The following is a 15,162-nucleotide window of genomic DNA, read 5'->3' as shown; positions in this document are numbered from 1 at the left end:
CAGGTGATGGTGATATTGTGGAAAAAGCTGTAATCCCGCCGGAAAAAAAACAGTACCAGGAGATTGGCGAAGATTTACGCGCGCAAATAATCCAGGGGCATTACCCCGTGGGATCCCGCCTTCCGCCTGAGCGCAATATTGCCGAAAAGTATGGCGTCAGTCGTACTATTGTTCGTGAAGCTCTCTTAATGCTTGAACTCCAGGGCACCGTCGACATTCGCCAGGGCTCCGGCGTCTATGTGATGCGTATTCCTCAGGAGCATGAAAACGAAGAAGAGCGCTTTCTCAGCAGTGATGTCGGCCCGTTTGAAATATTGCAGGCTCGTCAGTTGCTGGAGAGCAACATCGCCGCCTTTGCCGCCAAAATGGCGACGCGGGCGGATATCGATAACCTGCGCCGCATCCTCGAACAGGAACAGCGCGCGATTGCCCTGAACGACACCAGCCAGGACAACAGCAAAATGTTTCATCTGGTGCTGGCGGGCGCTTCGCAAAACCAGATGCTACTGGCAACAGTAGAAAGCGTCTGGCACCACATGGACAGCAGCCCGCTGTGGCAGCAGTTCAACGTGCACATTACCAGCCGTCCTTATCGCCTGAAATGGCTTGGCGACAGGCAGACACTGCTCGCTGCCCTGCGTCGTCGCGATGTGATGGGCGCCTGGCAGGCCATGTGGCAGCATCTTGAAAACGTAAAAAAGAGTTTGCTGGAGCTCTCGGACGAGGATGCCCCGGATTTTGACGGCTATCTGTTTGAATCCGTACCGATTTTTCAGGGGAAATTAATGTGAAAGTGGTTCCGTTATACGACGCGCCACAGCATGCTGAACAGGTGACCGAGTGGCTCTGGCGCGAGTTTGGTGACTCGCTGCCGCGCGCGTTCTTCGAAAGCATTATTGACCACAGCCAGACGCCGGGCAATCTGCCGCTAACCTTTGTGCTGGTGGATGACGATACGCTGCTTGGCACCGTAGGGTTGTGGCGTTGCGATTTGATAAGCCGCCAGGATCTGTTCCCCTGGCTGGCGGCGCTCTATGTTGATGAGTCCGCACGCGGGCAGGGGCTGGCGCGTACTTTACAGCAGCATGTGATTGAGTCTGCACGGGAAATGGGGTTTAGCGAGCTTCATCTTTACTCCGCCTGCCGTGATTTTTATGAGCGCTTTGGCTGGCAGTATATCGGCGACGGCCTCGATTACCCGGACACGACCGTCCACCTCTATCGCTTTACCCTCTAGTTGTCCTGCGGCGTCACGACCGAGTGGCGTCTTACCAGCGTCGGGTTAAACACATGCGTGACATCCGGGAGTGGACGGTTTTCTGCCAACGCCAGTGCCAGTTCCGCTGCCTGTGTCGCCATCGTCACGATGGGATAGCGCACCGTGGTCAGCCGCGGGCGGACATAGCGTGATATCAGCACATCGTCAAAGCCAATCAGCGAGATCTCATCTGGCACAGCAATGCCATTATCGTTAAGCACTCCCATTGCGCCCGCTGCCATCGAGTCGTTATAGGAGGCGATCGCCGTAAAATTCTTGCCACGCCCGAGCAGTTCGGTCATTGCCTGTTCACCGCCGCTCTCGTCCGGTTCGCCGAAGGTGACCAGACGCTCATTACACGGCAGCCCGTTTTCTTTGAGGGCGTCGTAATAACCCTGCAGGCGGTCTTCGGCATCGGAAATCGCGTGGTTGGAACACAAATAGCCTATCCGGGTATGGCCCTGTTGTATAAGGTGGCGCGTTGCCAGCCAGGCACCGTAGCGGTCATCCAGCGACACGCAGCGCTGTTCGAAACCGGGCAGAATGCGGTTAATCAGTACCATGCCGGGGATCTGTTTCATCAACGCAATGAGTTCAGCATCCGGCACCATTTTGGCGTGGACAACCAGTGCCGCACAGCGGTGGCGAATCAGTTGCTCAATCGCATTACGTTCTTTTTGCTCATTGTGATAACCGTTGCCAATGAGCAGGAAGTTGCCAGTGCTGGAGGCGACCTGTTCAACCGCTTTTACCATGGCGCCAAAAAAAGGGTCAGAGACATCTCCGACCACCAGACCGACCGTTTCCGTCGACTGCTGCGCCAGCGCTCGGGCATTGGCGTTGGGGTGATAGCTCAGACTCTCCATGGCGGTCTGGACCGCCAGCCGTGAGGCTTCGCTGGCTTTTGGGGAGTCGTTAATTACGCGAGAGACTGTAGCGACAGAGACACCTGCAAGCCGGGCTACATCTTTTATTGTCGCCATTGAGCACCTTCATTTAGGGGTAAGCGTTTACACACCCACTTATGTTACGGGAATGCGCTGGCTAATCAAGGTTGTCGCCAGGGCACTTTCCGCAAACGTGAACTGACGCGATGAAATGACGTGAAAACGTTACATGGAAAATATATCCGGAAATATACAGTTCGAACCTTTAGTTACACTTTGCGAAATGCTGTTTCTATTGTCTGCTGGAGAAGCATTTGGTCGGATTGCTACAGTAGCAATCCCAGAGGTATTGATAGGTGAAGTCAACCTGAGGGTTGAACACTTGAATTACACCAACCTGCGCAGATGTGCAGGTTTTTTTTTGCCATTAAGTCAATGTGTAACAAGCTGGATGATTAGAAACACCTCGTTGCACTTAGGCTCATTCGCTTGCTTTTTACTGCTGGCGAGCTAACGCGCCGCCAGCCACAATCAAGATCCCAGAGGTATTGATTGGTGATTATTTCGGTACGCATTTCGTACTTAATTTCTTGCACCAACCTGCGCGGATGCGCAGGTTTTTTTTCGCCCGCATTTCGCCGCCCCCCACTTCTCGTGTAATCTGCCACAATTTATTCATAACCTGTCGAATTGACTAACAAAAGGAGTTGAAATGTTATTTGGCTTTTTTCGTGGCCTCTTTCGCGTCCTGTTCCGTGTGCGACTCACGGGCAATACACAGGCGTTGCACGGCGAGCGCGTGCTGATTGTCCCCAATCATGTCTCCTTTATCGATGGGATTTTGCTGGCGCTCTTTCTTCCTGTTCGCCCGGTTTTTGCGGTTTATACCTCCATCAGCCAGCAGTGGTACATGCGCTGGCTTAAACCGATCATCGATTTTGTGCCGCTGGATCCGACAAAGCCGATGTCCGTCAAACACCTTGTCCGCCTGATTGGCGAAGGGCGTCCGGTAGTGATTTTCCCGGAAGGACGCATTTCGGTGTCCGGCTCGCTGATGAAAATCTACGATGGTGCGGGGTTTGTGGCGGCGAAGTCGGCGGCAACCGTCGTACCGCTGCGTATAGAAGGGGCGGAGCTGACCTTTTTCAGCCGCCTGAAAGGGCTGGTTAAACAGCGTTTATTCCCACAGATTCATCTGCATGTTCTGCCGCCAACGCAACTGCCAATGCCGGAAGCGCCGCGCGCCCGTGACCGCCGTAAGATTGCCGGTGAGATGTTGCATCAGATTATGATGGAAGCCCGCATGGCGGTGCGTCCGCGCGAAACCTTATTCGACGCCTTCCTTGCCGCACAATATCGTTACGGCGCAGGCAAGCACTGCGTAGAAGACATTAATTTCACCCCGGACACTTACCGTAAGCTGCTGACCAAGACACTGTTTGTCGCTCGTATTCTCGACAAATACACGGCACAGGGTGAGAAAATCGGCCTGATGTTGCCGAACGCCGGTATCAGCGCCGCGGTGATTTTTGGCGCCATCGCCCGTGGACGCATTCCGGCAATGATGAACTACACCGCCGGTGTTAAAGGGCTGACCAGCGCCATTACTGCGGCGGAAATCAAAACGGTATTTACCTCGCGTACCTTTATGGACAAAGGGAAGCTCTGGCATCTGCCGGAACAGTTAACCCAGGTGCGCTGGGTCTATCTGGAAGATTTAAAAGGCAGTGTCACGCTGGAAGATAAGCTGTGGATCTTTAGCCGCGTACTGATGCCACGTCTGGCGCAGGTGCCGCAGAAACCCGAAGATGCGGCGATCATACTCTTTACCTCCGGTTCCGAGGGCAATCCGAAAGGGGTTGTCCACAGTCATAAAAGTATTCTGGCGAACGTCGAGCAAATCCGCACCATTGCCGATTTCACCGCCAATGATCGCTTTATGTCGGCGCTGCCGCTGTTCCACTCTTTTGGTCTGACGGTGGGGCTGTTTACGCCGCTGTTGACCGGGGCAGAAGTGTTCCTTTATCCAAGCCCGCTGCACTATCGCATTGTGCCGGAGCTGGTGTACGACCGGAACTGTACCGTGTTGTTTGGCACATCGACATTCCTGGGGAATTACGCCCGCTTCGCTAATCCGTATGACTTTTTCCGCCTGCGTTATGTGGTAGCAGGGGCTGAAAAGCTCCAGGACAGCACCCGTCAGCTTTGGCAGGACAAATTTGGTTTGCGCATTCTGGAGGGCTACGGAGTAACAGAGTGCGCGCCAGTGGTGTCAATCAACGTGCCGATGGCGGCGAAGCCCGGTACCGTTGGGCGTATTCTGCCCGGTATGGACGCGCGCCTGCTTGAAGTGCCGGGTATTGATGACGGTGGCCGACTGCAACTGAAAGGACCGAACATCATGAACGGTTATCTGCGCGTGGAGAAACCCGGCGTGCTGGAAGCGCCTGCGGCAGAAAATGCCCAGGGTGAGCTGGAAAGCGGCTGGTATGACACGGGCGATATTGTGCGCTTTGATGAGCAAGGCTTCGTGCAGATTCAGGGCCGTGCCAAACGCTTTGCCAAAATTGCCGGTGAGATGATTTCGCTGGAGATGGTGGAACAACTGGCGCTGGCGGTATCGCCTGAGAAGATGCATGCCACGGCGATCAAATCCGACGCCAGCAAAGGCGAGGCGCTGGTCCTGTTCACCACCGATGAACAACTGACGCGCGAGAAACTCCAGCAGCAGGCGCGTGCGCAAGGCGTGCCGGAACTGGCGGTTCCGCGCGATATACGCTTCCTCAAACAGTTGCCGTTACTGGGCAGCGGGAAGCCTGACTTTGTGACGTTAAAAGGCATGGTTGAAGAGGCGGAAACCCAAAATGCATGAGTCAGTACCCACTAACACTTCACTGTGGTCGAAGGGGATGAAAGCGGTCATTGTCGCCCAGTTCCTGTCGGCCTTTGGTGATAATGCGCTGCTGTTTGCCACCCTGGCGCTGTTAAAAGCGGAGTTCTACCCCGACTGGAGTCAACCGATCCTGCAGATGGTGTTTGTGGGCGCTTACATCCTTTTTGCCCCCTTTGTCGGGCAGATCGCCGACAGCTTCCCCAAAGGGCGCGTGATGATGGTCGCCAACGGCCTCAAGCTGTTGGGGGCGGCCAGCATTTGCATCGGTATCAACCCTTTCATCGGCTATACCCTGGTGGGCGTGGGAGCGGCGGCCTATTCCCCGGCGAAATACGGTATCCTGGGTGAACTGACAACCGGTGACAAACTGGTCAAAGCTAACGGGCTGATGGAGTCCTCAACGATTGCCGCGATCCTGTTGGGTTCCATGGCGGGCGGTATTCTGGCTGACTGGCACGTGCTGGCTTCGCTGGGCGTCTGTGCACTGGTCTATGCAGGTGCAGTGGTGGCAAACCTGATGATTCCACGCCTGGCGGCTGCGCGTCCGGGGCAGTCATGGCGTTTCACCCCGATGACGCGCAGTTTTTTCTCTGCCTGTTCAGTGTTGTGGCGCAATGGCGAGACGCGTTTTTCACTGGTTGGTACCAGCCTGTTCTGGGGCGCGGGGGTAACGCTGCGTTTTCTGCTGGTACTGTGGGTGCCCGTTGCACTGGGCATTACGGATAACGCCACGCCGACCTATCTCAATGCCATGGTGGCGGTGGGCATTGTAGTGGGGGCCGGGCTTGCCGCTAAACTGGTTACGCTTGAGACGGTAGCGCGTTGTATGCCTGCCGGGATTTTGATTGGCGTGGCAGTGACCTTCTTTTCGTTACAACATGCAGTGCTTCCGGCTTATGGAATCTTAATGCTTATCGGCATGCTGGGTGGTTTTTTCGTGGTGCCACTTAATGCGCTGTTGCAGGAGCGGGGTAAGCGTTCTGTTGGCGCAGGAAATGCTATTGCGGTACAGAATCTCGGCGAGAACACCGCCATGCTGTTGATGCTGGGACTTTACTCCCTGGCGGTCAAAGTGGGTGTGCCAGTGGTTGGTGTCGGTGTCGGGTTCGGCGTACTGTTTGCGCTGGCAATCGCGGCACTGTGGGTTTGGCAACGCCGTCGCTAAGAGACAGGCCGGGTTACCCGGCCTGATTCCTGTTAGGGTGCCGGGTAGGTATAGACCTGATGCACCGCTTCAATTTCGGCGAGCACCTCTTCGCTGAGCGTAAGATGCAGACTTTCCACATTCGTTTTTAACTGTTCCATTGTCGTTGCGCCCAGAAGGGTGCTGGCAACGAACGGCTGACGACGCACAAATGCCAGCGCCATCTGCGCCGAATCCAGATTGTGGCGTTTGGCGATATCCACGTAGGCAGCAACCGCTTTTTGCGCCTGCTCGCCACTGTAACGGGTAAAGCGGCTGAACAGGGTGTTGCGGGCACCTGCGGGTTTCGCACCGTTCAGGTATTTCCCGGTGAGGGTGCCGAACGCCAGGCAGGAGTAAGCCAGCAGCTCAACCCCTTCATATTGCGTCACCTCAGCCAGACCCACTTCATAGCTACGGTTAAGCAGGCTGTAGGGGTTCTGAATGGTGACGATGCGCGGTAATTCGTGTTTTTCCGCCAGTTGCAGATAGCGCATCACGCCAAAGGCCGTTTCATTCGACACGCCGATATAGCGAATTTTGCCCGCGCGCTGGAACTCGGTCAGCGCCTCCAGCGTTTCCAGTAGCGTGACGACAGGGGCAGATTCCGTCCACTTATAGCCCAGCGTACCAAAACAGTTGGTAGGGCGCTGCGGCCAGTGCACCTGGTAGAGATCGAGATGATCGGTTTGCAGGCGTTTCAGGCTCGCTTCAAGCGCGAGGCGGATATTTTTACGATCCAGCGCCTGGTTTGGTCGAATGCTATTGTCATTATTGCGCGAGGGGCCGCTAACCTTCGAGGCGAGGACCACCTTCTCACGATTGCCGCGCTTCGCCAGCCAGTTACCGACATAGGTCTCCGTCAGCCCTTGTGTTTCCGGGCGCGGTGGGACGGGATACATCTCTGCGACATCAATCAGGTTGATCCCCTGGCTGATGGCGTAATCAAGCTGTGCATGGGCGTCGGCTTCGCTGTTCTGTTCACCAAACGTCATTGTGCCCAGCCCCAGGGTACTTATCTCAAGTGAACTGTGGGGGATACGGTGATAGTGCATAGCCGGCTTCCTTTAACTTACTTTACTGCGTCAGTTGTCCTGACAAAGGAATATAAACATGGCAGAGGGCAGAACAAAGGGAAAGAGGGGAGACCAAAAAAGGTCAGCAGGTGACTGACCTTTTTAAAGATTTTTAGCGCTCGAGGATCTGAGAAACATCATCACGGTTGATCTGCATCTTATTGCCTTGCTGGTCATGGTAACTAACCAGGCCGGTTTCATCGTCAATTTCTGGCTTACCGTCAGTCAGGATCATCCTGCCATCTTTCGTTGCCATAACGTAATCACTACTACAACCTGAAACTGCAAATGCCAATCCAACTGCAGAGATAATCACTGCCCATTTTTTCATCGTTCTGTCCTCATTTGGCTCGTGTCTCACATCATTCTAGTAATAACCTGATGTATCAGTGCAAAAAAGGGGGAAAATCTTAAAGTGTGGGCAGGGACAAAAAGACGGGGAAAATAGCTTCCCCTTGCGGGGAAGCCTTGTATTACGACGGGTTTTTCTTGCCGCGCATCAAGTTGAGCGTCTCAACTGTGATAGAGAAGAACATCGCGAAGTAGATATACCCTTTCGGTACATGAATCGAGACGCTTTCCAGAATCAGGGTAAAGCCCACCAGAATCAGGAAGGATAACGCCAGCATTTTCACCGAAGGATGGCGATTCACAAACTCACCGATAGGGCGTGCGGCAAACATCATCACGCCAACTGAAATTACCACTGCCGCCATCATAATAAACAGATGGTCGGACAGGCCAACCGCGGTAATGACGGAATCGAGACTGAAAATAATGTCCAGCAGCATAATCTGTACGATTGCACCGAGGAACGAGTGGACATTGGTTTTCAGATCCTCTTCATCACCTTCGATCGTTTCGTGGATCTCTTTACTGGCTTTCCAGATAAGGAACACGCCGCCACAAAACAGGATCAGATCGCGCGCTGATACCGCATGATCCAATACGCTAAACAGCGGGGTGGTCAGTTTTGTCAGCCAGGCAATTGAGGCCAGCAGCAGCAATCGCATGATCATCGCGGCAGCCAGACCGAGCCTTCGGGCGTGGTTACGCTGCGCGGTGGGCAGCTTCGCCACAACCAGTGAGAGGAAAATAATATTGTCGATCCCAAGCACAATCTCCAACAGCGTTAGCGTGCCAAGGGCAAGCCAGGCATTGGGATCGGTAATCCATGCAAATAACATCTATAAAGTCCTGCCAAAAAAGAAAGGCTGATTATAAGCGCCAGCCGCGCGGAGGTAAAAGTTAATCCCCTGGCACCAGGAAATGGCGGGCGAGCAGCGCGCCGGTGAAATTCTTTTTCAGATAGAAACCACGCGGCAGCGTCAGGATAGGTTCTCCATGTGCGCCGACGGCTTCGGTCAGCGCTTTGCTGTTTGCCGCTTTCGGGCGCAACTGCAACACCTCCCCGTGACGCGCTGTAATACGCTCAACCTGGCCAAGCACAATCAAGTCCATCAACTCTTCCCAGTCCATGCGCAACTGGGTTTCTTCCTCTTCACTGGGACTCCAGAGCAGCGGTGAGCCTACGCGGCGCTCGGCAAGGGGAATATCGCGCGAACCTTCGATGGGGATCCATAACACGCGGCGCAATTTATGACGTACATGGCTGGTTTCCCACACCACCCCTGTATTGCCTGTTAGCGGGGCGACGCAGACAAACGTCGTCTCCAGCGGCCGACCCGCGCTATCGATGGGGATCGTTTTCAGCTCTACGCCCAGCGCTGCGAAATCCTGCTCCGGTTTACTGCCTGCACTGGCGCCGAGCCACTGCTCCAGCAGGATACCCGTCCAGCCTTTATCGCGTTTCAGATCGCGAGGAATAGGCAATCCGGCAAGCCGGGCAAGTTCGCCCAGGGTGTAGCCTGCGAGATGTTGCGCCTGGATAAGCAACTGAATTTCAGACTCGGGAGACGATAGTAAAGGTCGTATGGCGGACATGCTAAAACCTTGATTAAAAAATGAACTGCAATTATGCACACCGTTGATGGCTGCGATCTTTTTCCACCCGTCCTGATAAAGGGACTGATTCATAAGATAATTTTCCGTGAAAAAGGTGGTGTTGCGCAACTCGCTACGCGGTTGTTCAAATCTGGTCACTGACAATGAACAGGATCTTACACCATGTTATCCACAGAAAAATGGGATAACTGGGTAAAAGTGTCACTACTGTTTCGATTTACAGCCTTGACGTGCGACGAAAATCGAATTTCTGCACAAAATGTGCCTAAGTTATTGGCATAATCTGTGGATAAAAACGACGTTGTTCGATCTTTCATCAGTACAAGGATCGCTATAGTGACGATCATCACATTATGTGATGCAAATACAGAAATAAAGCTATTAACTCAATGAATTTAAGGTAATTATTCACTGGGTTGATTGTTGGCATATTCAGACTACTCCGGGTTTTCCAATGTTAAATCTCCGGTTCTTCACAAGTCTATCCACAGAAAAGGTGAATAAAACCGGGCAGGCGAGGGGGCGTCTGTTTATAACTTTGCCGATAATTGTGAGTTATTCAAATGTTATCCGTTTGTTCCGTCGTAATTGAGTGGTTTACCGTTTTCCACGAGTGTGAAACAATCGATTAATTCAGGTTTATTTTGAGGTAGTCCGGTGATTGATGACGATGGCTACCGCCCAAATGTGGGTATCGTAATCTGTAATCGACAGGGCCAGGTCATGTGGGCCAGACGCTTCGGGCAGCACTCCTGGCAGTTTCCCCAGGGGGGAATCAACCCAGGCGAGTCTCCGGAGCAGGCGATGTTCAGGGAGTTGTTCGAGGAAGTAGGCTTAAATCGTAAAGATGTTCGAATCCTTGCTTCTACCCGTAACTGGTTGCGTTACAAGTTACCGAAACGTTTGGTGCGTTGGGATACAAAGCCGGTCTGTATCGGCCAGAAACAAAAATGGTTTCTTCTGCAATTGGTCAGCAGTGATGCTGATGTCAATATGCAAACCAGTAGTACCCCTGAGTTTGATGGCTGGCGCTGGGTGAGCTACTGGTATCCTGTTCGTCAGGTAGTGTCGTTCAAACGCGATGTCTACCGACGGGTGATGAAAGAGTTTGCAGGGGCCGTGATGGCGCTTCAGGAGATTCCGCCTAAGCCACAAAGTGCACCTGCCTGGCGACGTAAAAGAGGTTAAGCCACGCACATTATGCTCACCCGCTTGCGAGAAATCGTTGAAAAAGTTGCCAGCGCGCCGCGACTGAACGAAGCGCTGGAAATACTGGTCACAGATATTTGCGAGGCGATGGAGACGGAAGTTTGCTCCGTCTACCTCGCAGACCATGACCGGCGTTGTTATTACTTAATGGCGACTCGCGGTTTAAAAAAGCCGCGCGGGCGTACGGTCACTCTCGCATTTGATCAAGGTATCGTCGGCCTGGTAGGCAGGCTGGCGGAACCTATTAACCTTGCTGATGCGCAAAAACACCCCAGTTTTAAATACATCCCTGCCGTAAAAGAAGAGCGTTTTCGCGCTTTTCTCGGCGTGCCGATTATTCAGCGTCGTCAGCTTCTCGGTGTTCTGGTTGTTCAGCAACGTGAACTGCGCCAGTACGATGAAAGCGAAGAGTCCTTCCTGGTGACGCTGGCTACCCAAATGGCAGCCATTCTCTCTCAGTCGCAGCTAACCGCGCTGTTTGGTCAGTATCGCCAGACACGTATTCGCGCGCTTCCTGCGTCATCCGGCGTGGCCATTGCCGAAGGCTGGATGGATGAAACGCTGCCGTTGATGGAACAGGTTTATGAAGCCTCGACCCTCAACACAACGCTTGAACGGGAAAGGCTGACCAGCGCGCTGGAAGAGGCGGCGGGTGAGTTTCGTCGTTATAGCAAGCGCTTTTCTGCGGGTGCGCAAAAAGAGACGGCGGCGATTTTCGATCTTTACTCGCATCTGCTTTCCGATGCGCGTCTGCGCCGTGAGCTGTTTGCCGAGGTAGATAAAGGTCTGGTCGCTGAATGGGCGGTCAAAACGGTCATTGAACGATTCGCCGAGCAGTTTGCGGCATTGAGTGACGGTTATCTGAAAGAACGCTCTGGCGATTTACGCACGCTCGGCCAGCGCTTACTGTTCCATCTCGATGATAATATCCAGGGCCCCAATACCTGGCCGGAACGCTTTATTCTTGTTGCTGATGAGTTATCTGCGACAACGCTGGCGGAGCTTCCGCATGACAGGCTCGCGGGTGTTGTCGTACGCGATGGCGCATCCAACTCCCATGCGGCAATCATGGTTCGTGCGCTCGGGATCCCGACGGTTATGGGGGCGGATATTCAGCCTTCTGTGCTGCATCGTCGCACGCTGGTGGTGGACGGCTATCGCGGTGAGCTGCTGGTGGATCCAGAGCCCGTTCTGTTGCAGGAATACCAGCGACTTATCACCGAAGAGAATGAATTAACCCGGCTTGCCGAAGATGATGTGAACCTCGCCGCACAGCTTAAAAGCGGTGAGCGCATCAGGGTGATGCTCAACGCGGGGCTCAGTCCGGAGCATGAAGAGAAGCTCGGTAGTCGTATTGACGGCATCGGGCTTTATCGCACCGAAATTCCCTTTATGTTGCAAAGTGGTTTCCCGTCGGAGGAAGAGCAGGTTGCGCAGTATCAGGGCATGCTGCAGATGTTTAACGATAAGCCGGTGACCCTGCGTACGCTGGATATCGGCGCGGATAAACAGTTGCCGTATATGCCGATAAGCGAAGAGAACCCGTGCCTGGGCTGGCGTGGCATCCGGATTACGCTCGATCAGCCGGAAATCTTCCTTGTGCAGGTGCGCGCAATGCTGCGTGCGAACGCGGCCACCGGAAATCTCAGTATCCTGCTGCCGATGATCACTAGTATTGATGAGGTGGATGAAGCAAAACGGTTGATCGAACGTGCCGGGCGTGAAGTCGAAGAGATGATTGGTTACGCCATTCCGAAACCGCGTATTGGCGTGATGATTGAAGTGCCATCAATGGTGTTTATGCTCTCGCACCTGGCGAATCGGGTCGACTTTATCTCTATCGGCACTAATGACCTTACTCAGTATATTCTGGCGGTTGATCGTAACAATACGCGTGTGGCTAGTATGTATGACAGCCTGCATCCTGCCGTGTTGCGCGCGCTGGCGATGATTGCCAGAGAAGCCGAACAGGCGGGCGTCGATCTGCGTCTATGCGGTGAAATGGCGGGAGATCCCATGTGTGTGGCGGTGCTGATTGGCCTTGGCTTTAGCCATCTGTCGATGAACGGTAAGTCGGTGGCGCGTATTAAATATCTGCTACGGCGTATTGATTTCGCTGAGGCGCAAACGCTGGCCAACCGTACGCTTGAGGCGCAACTGGCGACCGAAGTACGACATCAGGTCGCGGCATTTATGGAGCGGCGCGGTCTGGGTGGCCTTATTCGCGGTGGGTTGTAGACGTAAGTTCCCTGGATCATAGACAACTCTGTGATCCGGGCGCGCTGGGGAAGCCAGCGTGTCTGCGGCGTAAAGGATGGCGGGTAATACCCTAAATCATTTGCGTTGCAGGAAGGCGGCAAGCCAGCAAGTTTCCGGGAGCATAGATAACTATATGACCGGGGCACGGTGGGGAAGCCAGCGTGTCTGTGGCGTGAAGGATGGCGGGTAATACCCTAAATCATTTGCGTTGCAGGAAGGCGGCAAGCCAGCAAGTTCCCTGGATCATAGACAACTCTGTGACCGGGGCGCGCTGGGGAAGCCAACACACCTGCGGCGTAAAGGATGGCGGGTAATACCCTAAATCATTTGCGTTGCAGGAAGGCGGCAAGCCAGCAAGTTCCCGGGAGCATAGATAACTATGTGACCGGGGCGCGCTGGGGAAGCCAACGCACCTGCGGCGTAAAGGATGACGGGTATACATATCTTTTACAACTTCGCCGCATCCAGCCTGACCTCCTTATGCTATCATTCGCGCCTTTGGAGCGCCCGCCAGAACGGGCGCGCATCTATACCGCTGTCCACTTTCGGCGGAATAACAACATGTTGTGGTGACAGATGAATAGTGGCTATCTGCGTTTTCCTGAATTTGATCCAGTAATTTTTTCCATTGGGCCGGTTTCTCTTCACTGGTACGGGTTGATGTACCTCGTTGGCTTTGTCTTTGCCATGTGGCTCGCAACCCGTCGTGCTGGCCGTCCTGGCAGTGGCTGGACGAAAAATGAAGTTGAAAATCTGCTCTACGCAGGCTTTCTTGGGGTGTTCCTGGGCGGGCGTATTGGCTACGTTCTCTTCTACAACTTCCCGATCTTCCTCAACGATCCGCTGTATTTGTTCCGCGTCTGGGACGGCGGCATGTCTTTCCACGGCGGCTTGATCGGCGTTATCGTCGTGATGATCGTCTTTGCCAAACGCACCAAACGTAACTTTTTCCAGGTTGCAGATTTTATTGCCCCGCTGATTCCTTTTGGTCTGGGTGCCGGACGTCTGGGTAACTTTATCAACGGCGAACTGTGGGGCCGTGTCGATCCGAGCTTCCCGCTGGCAATGCTCTTCCCGGGGTCGCGCGCAGAAGATGCCGCATTACTGCCGTCTCATCCGCAGTGGCAATCCATTTTTGACACTTACGGCGTTCTGCCTCGTCATCCTTCCCAGTTGTATGAGCTGGTGCTGGAAGGCATCGTGTTATTCATTATCCTGAATCTCTATATCCGCAAACCTCGCCCGATGGGGGCTGTGTCTGGCCTGTTCCTGATTGGCTATGGCGCGTTCCGTATCATCGTTGAGTTCTTCCGCCAGCCGGATGCACAATTTACGGGGACGTGGGTGCAATACATCAGCATGGGGCAGATCCTCTCCATCCCGATGATTGTTGCGGGTATTATCATGATGGTTTGGGCGTATCGTCGTCGTGCGCCGCAACACGTTTCCTGAGGAACCATGAAACAGTATTTAGAACTGATGCAAAAGGTGCTCAATGAGGGCACCCCGAAAAACGACCGTACAGGGACGGGCACGCTCTCTATTTTTGGTCATCAGATGCGCTTTAATCTGCAGGACGGTTTTCCGCTGGTGACCACCAAGCGTTGCCATTTGCGCTCCATTATTCATGAGCTGCTGTGGTTCCTGCAGGGCGATACCAACATCGCTTACCTGAAAGAGAATAAGGTCTCTATCTGGGATGAATGGGCTGATGAGCAGGGCAACCTCGGGCCGGTTTATGGCAAACAGTGGCGTGCCTGGCCAACGCCGGATGGCCGTCATATTGATCAGATCTCGACCGTACTGAACCAGTTGAAAAACGATCCGGATTCACGCCGTATCATCGTGTCTGCCTGGAACGTGGGCGAACTGGATAAAATGGCTCTTGCGCCGTGCCACGCGTTTTTCCAGTTCTATGTCGCGGACGGCAAGCTCTCCTGCCAGCTCTACCAGCGCTCTTGCGATATCTTCCTTGGTCTGCCTTTTAATATCGCCAGCTACGCATTACTGGTGCATATGATGGCGCAACAGTGTGACCTGGAACCTGGGGATTTTGTCTGGACCGGTGGCGATACTCACCTGTACAGCAACCACCTGGAGCAAACGCGCCTGCAACTGAGCCGCGAACCGCGTGCGCTGCCCACGCTCAAAATCAAGCGTAAACCCGCATCGCTGTTTGATTACCGCTTCGATGATTTTGAAATCGAAGGCTACGATCCGCACCCGGCGATTAAAGCCTCGGTCGCCATCTGACCGAACGCAGCATCGCATAACCGGCGCCACAGAGCGCCGGTTTTTTTATCCTCATTACGTATTCTTCGGCATATCTTCCAGACCGTTTGTAACCCACTGCAAACCCGCCAGTTTGTTTCGTGACGTCTCGTAAAACGGGCGCCGGCCGCTCGCCATTATGACGATGCTGCGCCAGACTG

General features: G+C 54.0%; 13 protein-coding genes and 1 pseudogene. 8 read left to right on the top strand and 6 right to left on the bottom strand.

Annotated elements, in window-relative coordinates:
* Positions 1 to 17: 17 nt before the first annotated feature.
* On the top strand, positions 18 to 791 hold the full coding sequence (locus ABU190_RS22365; protein ID WP_039077118.1) for a GntR family transcriptional regulator: 774 nt from the start codon (positions 18 to 20) through the stop codon (positions 789 to 791).
* The gene (locus tag ABU190_RS22360) at positions 788 to 1,237 is read left to right on the top strand and encodes a GNAT family N-acetyltransferase (RefSeq protein ID WP_039077117.1); all 450 of its coding nucleotides are present in this window, start codon (positions 788 to 790) and stop codon (positions 1,235 to 1,237) included. Before ABU190_RS22365 ends, ABU190_RS22360 begins: the two co-directional genes overlap by 4 nt.
* On the opposite strand, the gene galR is transcribed toward ABU190_RS22360, so the two are convergent.
* Positions 1,234 to 2,241, bottom strand: a complete 1,008-nt coding sequence (gene galR, locus ABU190_RS22355) for an HTH-type transcriptional regulator GalR (RefSeq protein WP_354692436.1) — start codon at positions 2,239 to 2,241, stop codon at positions 1,234 to 1,236. The genes ABU190_RS22360 and galR overlap by 4 nt on opposite strands.
* Before the next feature lie 616 nt (positions 2,242 to 2,857).
* Here galR and aas point away from each other — a divergent pair.
* Positions 2,858 to 5,017: a bifunctional acyl-ACP--phospholipid O-acyltransferase/long-chain-fatty-acid--ACP ligase gene (gene aas, locus ABU190_RS22350; protein WP_193794296.1), complete on the top strand. Its 2,160-nt coding sequence runs from the start codon at positions 2,858 to 2,860 to the stop codon at positions 5,015 to 5,017.
* Positions 5,010 to 6,203: a lysophospholipid transporter LplT gene (lplT, locus tag ABU190_RS22345; protein WP_354692435.1), complete on the top strand. Its 1,194-nt coding sequence runs from the start codon at positions 5,010 to 5,012 to the stop codon at positions 6,201 to 6,203. Before aas ends, lplT begins: the two co-directional genes overlap by 8 nt.
* Positions 6,204 to 6,235: 32 nt before the next feature.
* Here the strand turns inward: lplT and ABU190_RS22340 are convergent, their stop codons facing one another.
* The 5 genes and pseudogenes from ABU190_RS22340 to ABU190_RS22320 all read right to left on the bottom strand — a co-directional run.
* Positions 6,236 to 7,276: an NADP(H)-dependent aldo-keto reductase gene (locus ABU190_RS22340; RefSeq protein WP_354692434.1), complete on the bottom strand. Its 1,041-nt coding sequence runs from the start codon at positions 7,274 to 7,276 to the stop codon at positions 6,236 to 6,238.
* 133 nt (positions 7,277 to 7,409) lie between these two features.
* Complete coding sequence (ygdR, locus tag ABU190_RS22335) at positions 7,410 to 7,628, bottom strand: lipoprotein YgdR (protein ID WP_039077112.1); 219 nt, start codon at positions 7,626 to 7,628, stop codon at positions 7,410 to 7,412.
* Positions 7,629 to 7,770: 142 nt separating this feature from the next.
* Entirely contained in the window at positions 7,771 to 8,484 is a 714-nt protein-coding gene (locus tag ABU190_RS22330; RefSeq protein ID WP_354692433.1) for a TerC family protein, read from the bottom strand.
* A gap of 61 nt (positions 8,485 to 8,545) precedes the next feature.
* Positions 8,546 to 9,241 (bottom strand): DNA mismatch repair endonuclease MutH, encoded by a 696-nt coding sequence (gene mutH, locus ABU190_RS22325; protein WP_354692432.1) that lies wholly within the window; start codon positions 9,239 to 9,241, stop codon positions 8,546 to 8,548.
* 151 nt (positions 9,242 to 9,392) lie between these two features.
* Positions 9,393 to 9,467: pseudogene (locus ABU190_RS22320) on the bottom strand (hypothetical protein); the annotation flags it as partial.
* Positions 9,468 to 9,919: 452 nt separating this feature from the next.
* Between ABU190_RS22320 and rppH the strand changes: the two are divergent.
* The 4 genes from rppH to thyA all read left to right on the top strand — a co-directional run bounded on the left by rppH (position 9,920) and on the right by thyA (position 14,983).
* Entirely contained in the window at positions 9,920 to 10,450 is a 531-nt protein-coding gene (gene rppH / locus ABU190_RS22315; protein ID WP_039077110.1) for an RNA pyrophosphohydrolase, read from the top strand.
* Positions 10,451 to 10,462: 12 nt separating this feature from the next.
* Positions 10,463 to 12,709 (top strand): phosphoenolpyruvate--protein phosphotransferase, encoded by a 2,247-nt coding sequence (gene ptsP / locus ABU190_RS22310; protein WP_039077109.1) that lies wholly within the window; start codon positions 10,463 to 10,465, stop codon positions 12,707 to 12,709.
* A 597-nt stretch (positions 12,710 to 13,306) separates the two neighbouring features.
* Positions 13,307 to 14,182, top strand: coding sequence for a prolipoprotein diacylglyceryl transferase (gene lgt, locus ABU190_RS22305; RefSeq protein ID WP_039077108.1), 876 nt, complete (start codon positions 13,307 to 13,309; stop codon positions 14,180 to 14,182).
* Positions 14,183 to 14,188: 6 nt separating this feature from the next.
* On the top strand, positions 14,189 to 14,983 hold the full coding sequence (gene thyA / locus ABU190_RS22300; RefSeq protein ID WP_354692431.1) for a thymidylate synthase: 795 nt from the start codon (positions 14,189 to 14,191) through the stop codon (positions 14,981 to 14,983).
* The last annotated feature ends 179 nt before the right edge of the window (positions 14,984 to 15,162 follow it).

This window comes from Phytobacter sp. RSE-02 (genome assembly GCF_040578655.1).
In the GTDB taxonomy this organism is placed as follows: domain Bacteria; phylum Pseudomonadota; class Gammaproteobacteria; order Enterobacterales; family Enterobacteriaceae; genus Phytobacter; species Phytobacter diazotrophicus.
The sequence above is the reverse complement of the archived record's forward strand: the minus strand, read 5'-3'. Positions and strand labels throughout refer to the sequence as shown.

Bases quoted from the DNA above. Each gene is read 5' to 3' on its own strand.
- mutH (WP_354692432.1), bottom strand. From the start codon at position 9,241: ATGTCCGCCATACGACCTTTACTATCGTCTCCCGAGTCTGAAATTCAG.
- galR (WP_354692436.1), bottom strand. From the start codon at position 2,241: ATGGCGACAATAAAAGATGTAGCCCGGCTTGCAGGTGTCTCTGTCGCT.
- ptsP (WP_039077109.1), top strand. From the start codon at position 10,463: ATGCTCACCCGCTTGCGAGAAATCGTTGAAAAAGTTGCCAGCGCGCCG.
- ABU190_RS22340 (WP_354692434.1), bottom strand. From the start codon at position 7,276: ATGCACTATCACCGTATCCCCCACAGTTCACTTGAGATAAGTACCCTG.
- ABU190_RS22330 (WP_354692433.1), bottom strand. From the start codon at position 8,484: ATGTTATTTGCATGGATTACCGATCCCAATGCCTGGCTTGCCCTTGGC.
- ygdR (WP_039077112.1), bottom strand. From the start codon at position 7,628: ATGAAAAAATGGGCAGTGATTATCTCTGCAGTTGGATTGGCATTTGCA.
- thyA (WP_354692431.1), top strand. From the start codon at position 14,189: ATGAAACAGTATTTAGAACTGATGCAAAAGGTGCTCAATGAGGGCACC.
- aas (WP_193794296.1), top strand. From the start codon at position 2,858: ATGTTATTTGGCTTTTTTCGTGGCCTCTTTCGCGTCCTGTTCCGTGTG.
- lplT (WP_354692435.1), top strand. From the start codon at position 5,010: ATGCATGAGTCAGTACCCACTAACACTTCACTGTGGTCGAAGGGGATG.
- lgt (WP_039077108.1), top strand. From the start codon at position 13,307: ATGAATAGTGGCTATCTGCGTTTTCCTGAATTTGATCCAGTAATTTTT.